Annotated in this window: 8 protein-coding genes, 1 tRNA gene and 1 pseudogene; 9 read left to right on the forward strand and 1 reads right to left on the reverse strand. The window is 66.1% G+C overall.

Going from position 1 to position 7,212, the window contains the following annotated elements:
• The first annotated feature begins 64 nt into the window (after positions 1–64).
• The 8 genes from ASD34_RS04605 (at position 65) to ASD34_RS27420 (ending at position 6,599) form a co-directional block, all read left to right on the forward strand.
• Positions 65–1,921, forward strand: a complete 1,857-nt coding sequence (locus ASD34_RS04605) for a tetratricopeptide repeat protein (RefSeq protein WP_056573392.1) — start codon at positions 65–67, stop codon at positions 1,919–1,921.
• The gene (locus tag ASD34_RS04610; protein ID WP_056573395.1) at positions 1,922–2,464 is read left to right on the forward strand and encodes a lipoprotein insertase outer membrane protein LolB; all 543 of its coding nucleotides are present in this window, start codon (positions 1,922–1,924) and stop codon (positions 2,462–2,464) included.
• Entirely contained in the window at positions 2,461–3,342 is an 882-nt protein-coding gene (ispE, locus tag ASD34_RS04615; protein ID WP_056573398.1) for a 4-(cytidine 5'-diphospho)-2-C-methyl-D-erythritol kinase, read from the forward strand. Before ASD34_RS04610 ends, ispE begins: the two co-directional genes overlap by 4 nt.
• Before the next feature lie 71 nt (positions 3,343–3,413).
• Positions 3,414–3,490, forward strand: a tRNA-Gln gene (locus ASD34_RS04620).
• 142 nt (positions 3,491–3,632) lie between these two features.
• Positions 3,633–4,607, forward strand: a complete 975-nt coding sequence (locus ASD34_RS04625; protein WP_056573402.1) for a ribose-phosphate pyrophosphokinase — start codon at positions 3,633–3,635, stop codon at positions 4,605–4,607.
• Positions 4,608–4,693: 86 nt separating this feature from the next.
• On the forward strand, positions 4,694–5,347 hold the full coding sequence (locus ASD34_RS04630) for a 50S ribosomal protein L25/general stress protein Ctc (RefSeq protein WP_056573405.1): 654 nt from the start codon (positions 4,694–4,696) through the stop codon (positions 5,345–5,347).
• An 81-nt stretch (positions 5,348–5,428) separates the two neighbouring features.
• Positions 5,429–6,064 carry an aminoacyl-tRNA hydrolase gene (gene pth, locus ASD34_RS04635; protein ID WP_056573407.1) on the forward strand — a complete coding sequence of 212 codons (636 nt, stop codon included), beginning with the start codon at positions 5,429–5,431 and terminating at the stop codon, positions 6,062–6,064.
• Between the two features lie 37 nt (positions 6,065–6,101).
• The gene (locus tag ASD34_RS27420; RefSeq protein WP_157609627.1) at positions 6,102–6,599 is read left to right on the forward strand and encodes a hypothetical protein; all 498 of its coding nucleotides are present in this window, start codon (positions 6,102–6,104) and stop codon (positions 6,597–6,599) included.
• Positions 6,600–6,608: 9 nt separating this feature from the next.
• Here the strand turns inward: ASD34_RS27420 and ASD34_RS04645 are convergent, their stop codons facing one another.
• The gene (locus tag ASD34_RS04645) at positions 6,609–6,911 is read right to left on the reverse strand and encodes a YfhL family 4Fe-4S dicluster ferredoxin (RefSeq protein ID WP_056573415.1); all 303 of its coding nucleotides are present in this window, start codon (positions 6,909–6,911) and stop codon (positions 6,609–6,611) included.
• A 145-nt stretch (positions 6,912–7,056) separates the two neighbouring features.
• Here ASD34_RS04645 and ASD34_RS27425 point away from each other — a divergent pair.
• Positions 7,057–7,212 (forward strand): annotated as a pseudogene (locus tag ASD34_RS27425) (ABC transporter permease); the annotation flags it as partial.

Raw genomic sequence — 7,212 nt, forward strand, 5'->3', positions numbered from 1 at the left:
AAAACTCCGGCAGCGACGAAGCCCCATGCGGCGCTCGTGCAAATGGCTGGATTATTATGGTCAGATGAACCCATCGCCCCGCCGTCACCGCCTTGCGGCGGCCGCGTCTTTCGTGCTGCTTGCCTACGCAACGCAGGCCCAGTCTCTTGAACCCACCGCCGCCGGCAACCCGGCTCCCGCCATCGAGCGCACGGCGCCGCCGAAGCCGCCAGTGCGAACCCGGGCCGCCTCCACGACCGCCAAGTCGGCCGCCGAGGCCGCACAACCGTCGGCGCTGACGGCGGACCTGTTCTACGAAATCCTCATGGGCGAGATCACGGCCCGGTCCGGCGACCCCGGCTCCGGCTATTCGCTGGTGCTCGACGCCGCCCGGCGCCTGCGCGACGGCAAATTGTTCCAGCGTGCGGTCGAAATCGCGCTGCAGTCGCGCTCCGGCGACGCCGCCATCTCCGCGGCGCGCGCCTGGCAGGAAGCGCTGCCCAATTCACGCGATGCCCGGCGCATCGAGCTGCAGATACTGATCGCGCTGAACCGCATCAGCGAAACCGTCGAGCCGCTGCGTGCCGAAGTGGCAGCCACCTCGCAGATCGAACGCCCCCTGCTCATGGCGGTGATCGCGCGCACCTACGGCCGCGCCACCGACAAGAAGCTCGCCGCCTCGGTGGTCGAGCAGGCGCTGGTCGACGAGCTCAAGAGCCCGACGACGGGCGGACTGGCCTGGGCCACCGTCGGCCGCCTGCGCCTGAACGCCGGCGACCCCTCGGGAGCGCTGGACGCCGCACGCCAGGGGCAGGCGATCGATCCGGCGTCCGAGGCGCCCTCGGCACTGGCGCTCGACCTCATCGACCCGGGCCAGCCGCTGGCCGAGCCGATCGTCACGCGCTACCTTGCCAACAACCCCAAGGCCTCGCCCGACCTGCGCGTTGCCTATGCACGCACGCTGGTCGAGAACCGCCGCTTCAGCGACGCCACCGCCCAGCTCCAGACCCTGACCACGGCGCGCCCTGAACTGGCGGAGCCCTGGCTGCTGCTGGGCAGCCTGCAGATGCAGGCCCGCCAGGAAGCGGCGGCCGAAAGCTCGCTCAAGCGCTACGTCGACCTGATGACCGCCCCGGGCCAGAGCCAGGACGCCGGTGACGTCGCCGACCGCAAGCGCGGGCTGACGCAGGCGTATCTCGTGCTGTCGCAGCTGGCCGAGCGCCGCAAGGATTTCCAGGCCGCCGACCGCTGGGTCTCGCGCATCGACAGTTCCGACAACCAGAGCGCCATTCAAGGCCGCCGCGCCAGCCTGCTCGCCAAGCAGGGCAAGCTGCCCCAGGCCCGCGAGCTGCTGCGCGCGCTGCCCGAGCGCACGGCGGAGGAACGCAAGCAGAAACTGCTCGCCGAAACCCAGCTGCTGCGCGAAGCCAAGCAATACCAGGCCGCCTATGACCTGCTGGCCCAGGCCGCGGCCGCAGCGCCGAACGACGGCGACCTCGTCTACGACCAGGCCATGATGGCCGAGAAGCTCAACCGCCTGGACGACATGGAGCGGCTGCTGCGCCGCCTCATGACGCTCAAGCCCGAGAGCCAGAACGCGTACAACGCGCTGGGCTACTCCTTTGCCGATCGCAAGATCCGGCTCGACGAGGCCCGCACGCTCATTCAGAAGGCGGTCCAGCTCGCGCCCGAAGACCCGTTCATTGCCGACAGCCTGGGCTGGGTCGAGTTCCGGCTTGGCAACACGGCCGAGGCGATCCGCATCTTCGAAGCCGCCTACAAATCGCGGGCGGACGCCGAAATCGGCGCGCACTTCGGCGAAGTCCTGTGGTCGGTGGGCCAGAAAGATCGCGCCATCGCGATCTGGAAAGAAGCGCTGCTGACGGAGCCCGAGAACGAGACGCTGCAGGAAACCCTCAAGCGCCTACGCGTCAAACCCTGAATGGCATCGATCACACCAACGATTCCCGCCCGGGGCGATGACGCCGCCACCCGCCGCGCAGTGCTCGGCGCGGGCGGCGGGGCACTGCTGCTGTGGCTCACGGGCTGCGCCCAGCTCTCGGGCGGCTCCGCCACTGTCGGGCGTCCGGCCAGTTGGAGCGGTCGCATGTCGCTGCGCATCGACAGCGAACCGGTCCAGACCTTTGCCGCCCTGTTCGAGTTGCGCGGCTCGGCCGAAGCCGGCGACCTGACGCTGACCACGCCTATCGGCAGCACGCTCGCCCAATTGCACTGGGCGCCGGGTGAAGCCCTGCTGAAGAACGGCAGCGACACGCGCCGCTACGACTCCGTCGACGCGCTGATCGAGGCCGCCACGGGCGCCGCCATTCCGGTCGGGGCGCTGTTCGGCTGGCTCGACGGCCGCGCCGACCCCGTGCCCGGCTGGCGCGCCGACCTGGGTCAGGTGTCGACCGGCAAACTGCAAGCCACGCGCGAATCTCCTGCGCCCCGGGCGGACCTGCGCATCGTGTTCGAACGCGCATGAAGGCGATCTACGACCTTCCCGCGCCGGCCAAGCTGAACCTGTTCCTGCACATCACCGGGCGCCGCGACGACGGCTACCACCTGCTGCAGTCGGTCTTCATGCTGATCGACTGGTGCGACACGCTGCATGTCGAGTTGCGCCACGACGGCCAGCTCAGCCGCGAAGACCTCACCACGCCGCTGCCGGCCGACGACCTCGTGCTGCGCGCTGCCCGCGCCCTGCAAGCACATGCGGCTCCCGGTCAGGGCGCGCACATCGGCATTGCCAAGCACGTGCCGGCGCAGGCGGGCATGGGCGGCGGCTCGTCGGACGCAGCCACCTGCCTGCTCGCGCTCAACCGCCTCTGGAACCTGAACCTGCCGCTGTCGCGCCTGGCGCAGATCGGATTGAAGCTGGGCGCCGATGTGCCCTTTTTCCTCGGCGGGCGCAACGCCTGGGTTGAGGGCGTCGGCGAAGAAATCACCCCCGTCAACTTGCCGCCGGCACGCTTCGCGGTGGCCAAGCCAACCGAGGGACTCGATACCCGACTAATTTTTTCTGCGGATGACCTGGAACGGGCAACTCCTGTTGCTATAATCTCAGGCTTTGCTGCAGATAGCGAACAGCCAGAAGCCACAAACCTCGGCGACGGGGTTTACGACTTCGGTCACAACGACCTGCAGCCGGTTGCCCAACGGCTTTGCCCCGCAGTCACCGACGCCATCGAATGGCTCGGACTGCAAGGATTGAAAGCCCGGATGACCGGCTCCGGAAGTTCGGTGTTCGCAAAAATGCCGCAATCGCCGCAACAAGCGGAGCTGCTTGAAGCCCCCCGGGGATGGCAGGTTCGTCAATGCGACAATCTGGCGGTTCATCCACTCTGGGGATGGGCAGCCTGAAGAGATAATCGGAACGCTCTGCGGTTCGATGCGACATATATCGGTGGATGGTGCAAACCATCAACCTGTGTAGGGGAGTCGCCAAGTTGGTTAAGGCACTGGATTTTGATTCCAGCATGCAAAGGTTCGAATCCTTTCTCCCCTGCCAAATCTCTCAAACTGCGGCCTGGTGGCCGCAGTGCTTCTTTTGCAGTCCACCGGCTGCAATAATCGGCAGCCCACACGGGCCGCCACGACTCGAAACCTTTGGCGGCTTTCCCGCAAGCCCTTTGCACTGCCCGGACGCGCTCATGCAGGCCAATCAACCTGACTTCTTGGTTTTCACCGGCAACGCCAATCCCGGCCTTGCTGCAGAAATCGCGCAAAACCTCGGCACTTCGCTGGGCGCTGCACGCGTCGGTCGCTTCTCTGACGGTGAAGTCACCGTCGAGATCAATCAGAACGTGCGTGCACGCGACGTGTTCGTGGTGCAGTCGACCTGCGCACCGACCAACGAAAACCTGATGGAACTGCTGATCATGGTCGATGCGCTCAAGCGCGCTTCGGCCGAGCGGATCAGCGCCGTCATCCCCTACTTCGGCTACGCCCGCCAGGACCGCCGCCCGCGCTCGAGCCGCGTGCCGATCTCGGCCAAGGTGGTCGCCAACCTGCTGGAAACCGTGGGCGTCGAGCGCGTGCTCACCATGGACCTGCACGCCGACCAGATCCAGGGCTTCTTCGACATTCCGGTCGACAACATCTACGCCTCGCCAGTGCTGCTGGGCGACCTGCGCCAGAAGAACTACGAAGACCTGATCGTGGTCTCGCCCGACGTCGGCGGTGTGGTCCGCGCCCGTGCGCTGGCCAAGCAATTGAACTGCGACCTCGCCATCATCGACAAGCGCCGCCCGAAGGCCAATGTCAGCGAAGTCATGAACGTCATCGGCGAGATCGACGGCCGCAACTGCGTGATCATGGACGACATGATCGACACGGCCGGCACGCTGGTCAAAGCGGCCGAAGTGCTGAAGGAGCGTGGCGCCAAGAGCGTGTACGCCTACTGCACGCACCCGATCTTCTCGGGCCCGGCCATCGAACGCCTCTCCAAGGGCGCAGCCCTCGACGAAGTGGTCGTGACCAACACCATCCCTCTTTCCGACGCGGCCGTCGCGTGCGGAAAGATCCGCCAGCTCTCCGTGGCACCGCTGATCGCCGAAACGATCCAGCGCATTGCCAAGGGCGAGTCGGTGATGAGTTTGTTCTCGGACCAGGACAACCTGTTCTGACCTGAGAGCGATAAAGCGGGCCTCCTTCGGAGGCCTTTTTGAACCGGAGTCGCACTGGTCGCGGTGGACTCTCACAGGAGCTAGTTATGAAATTCGTCGCTTATGAGCGCGCAAAGCAGGGCACGGGTGCGAGCCGCCGTCTCCGCATCACGGGCAAGACCCCGGGCATCGTCTACGGTGGTGACACCCAGCCGCAACTGATCGAAGTCGATCACAACGCGCTGTGGCACGCCCTGAAGAAGGAAGCCTTCCACTCGTCAGTCCTCGAAATGGACCTCGGCGGTGCCGTCACCAAGGTGCTGCTGCGCGACGTGCAATACCACCCGTTCCGCCAGCTGGTGCAACACATCGACTTCCAACGCGTCGATGCGAAGACCCGCATGAACATGAAGGTGCCGCTTCACTTCAAGGGCGAAGAAGAGTCCGACGCCGTCAAGCTGGATCACAACCTCGTGAACCACGTGATGACCGAACTGGAAATCAACTGCCTGCCGAGCGATCTGCCTGAATTCATCGAGATCGACCTCTCGGGCCTGAAGAAGAACGCCACGCTGCACGTCAACGACATCAAGCTGCCCAAGGGCGTGAAGTTCGTGAGCCACGGCAAGACCAACCCCGTCATCGTGTCGGCCGTGCCGCCGCTGGTCTCGGAAGAGCCGGCACCCGCTGCCGAAGGCGCTGCTGCCGAAGGCGCTGCCGCCGCTGGCAAGCCCGCCGCCAAGACGGCCAAGAAGAAGTAATCCTCTTTCTTTCCGTCCGCGAACAGAAGGCCCGCCTCGTGCGGGCCTTTTGCTTTGTCGGGCGGCGAGATAATTCCCGCCATGATCAAGCTGTTTGTCGGCCTCGGAAATCCGGGCCCCGAGTACGAAGCCACGCGCCACAACGCCGGCTTCTGGTGGATCGACGCGCTCGCGCGCGACTGGAAGCTCAACCTCGTGCCCGAGCGCGGCTACCACGGCCTCGCGGCACGCGCGAACATCGGCGGTCAGAGCATCTGGCTGCTGGAACCGCAGACCTTCATGAACCTGTCGGGCAAGTCGGTGGCCGCGCTGGCGCGCTTCTTCAAGATCGCGCCCGAGGAAATCCTCGTGGTGCATGACGAACTCGACGTGGTGCCCGGCCAGGCCAAGCTCAAGTTCGGCGGCAGCCATGCCGGCCACAACGGGCTACGCGACATCCACGCCCAGCTCGGCACTGGCGACTACTGGCGCCTGCGGCTGGGCATCGGCCATCCCGGCGTGAAGTCGGAGGTCGTCAACTGGGTGCTCAAGAAGCCGCTCAAGGAACAGCGCGAAGCCATTGAAGACGCCATCGTGCGCACCTTGCATGCCGCCCCTGCACTGGTGGCCGGCGAAATGGAAAAAGCCACGCTGATGATTCACACGAGCAAACCGCCGCGGCCCAAGCCGCCGAGGCGGGAGCCCGGCGACGGAGGCACGACGCCTGCCGCCACCTAGCCGGCCACGGGAGTGCAGGGAGGGAGAGAACCCAAAAATGAGAAGAAGAACGACGAAGAAAAAGAAGACCGACGAAGCCGCAAGCAAAGCGGCAGCAAATCGGGTGCTGGCTGTTTTTGCCATTGCGCTGTCCGCGGCCTCCCTGCACGCTTCCGCCCAGACTTGGCGATGCGGCAACACCTACTCCGATCAGCCGTGCGAGGGTGGACGGACCGTGAAGGTGGAGGACGGACGAAGCGATGCGGACCGCCAGGCGTCGGAAGACGCCACGCGCCGCAACGAACGCAGCGCTGGCCGGCTGACGCGCAGCCGCCAGTTGCTGGAGCGGGAGGCACTCGACCGGCGCGGTCCCACGACCTTCGATGCGGGGCGCTTCGCCTCCGACGCGCAGCCGCTCACGCGCGCCGAACAGGCCGCTCAGGCTCGCCAGCGCAAGCAGGCGGCCGAGCCCCGCCCGACGAGCGCACGCTTCAACAGCCCATCGGCTGGCGACGAGGTCCCAAAGGAGGCCGGAAAGAAGAAAAAGAAGAAGTAACCGCCCGGCTCAGACAGCGCCGGCTGACGACGGCGAGGCGGCATCCGAAGCAGGCGCAGCCGCCTTGTCTGCCGTGAGGCGCACGTACTTCTGCAGCAGCGTCTCGCGGGTTTCCACATGGTCCGGGTTCACCGGGATGCAGGCCACCGGGCAGATCTGCACGCACTGCGGCTCGTCGAAATGGCCGACGCACTCGGTGCACTTGTGTGGGTCGATCTCGTAGAACTCGGCGCCCATGTAGATCGCATCGTTCGGGCACTCGGGCTCGCAGACATCGCAGTTGATGCATTCGTCGGTGATCATGAGCGCCATCCCCCGATTATCGGCGCAGCGGGGCGAACACCCGCCGCGCGCCGCGCGGAGCCCCCGCCGGCGTCAGGGCGGTCCGGCGAGGAGCCACAAAGTTCACAGCCGAGGCACGGTTGTTGCAGCAGTCAGTTATGCTGCGGCCCGCCCCATGAGTCTGTTTCTATTCAAGCGCATCGCCACGCTCCTCGGCACCCTGATCGGCGCCTCGGTCATTGTTTTCCTGGTCCTGGAGATCCTGCCCGGCAATGCCGCGCAGATGCTCATGGGCCCGGACGCCTCGCCCGATGCCGTGGCCGCCCTGGCC

Source organism: Variovorax sp. Root473 (genome assembly GCF_001426505.1).
Classification (GTDB): domain Bacteria; phylum Pseudomonadota; class Gammaproteobacteria; order Burkholderiales; family Burkholderiaceae_C; genus Variovorax.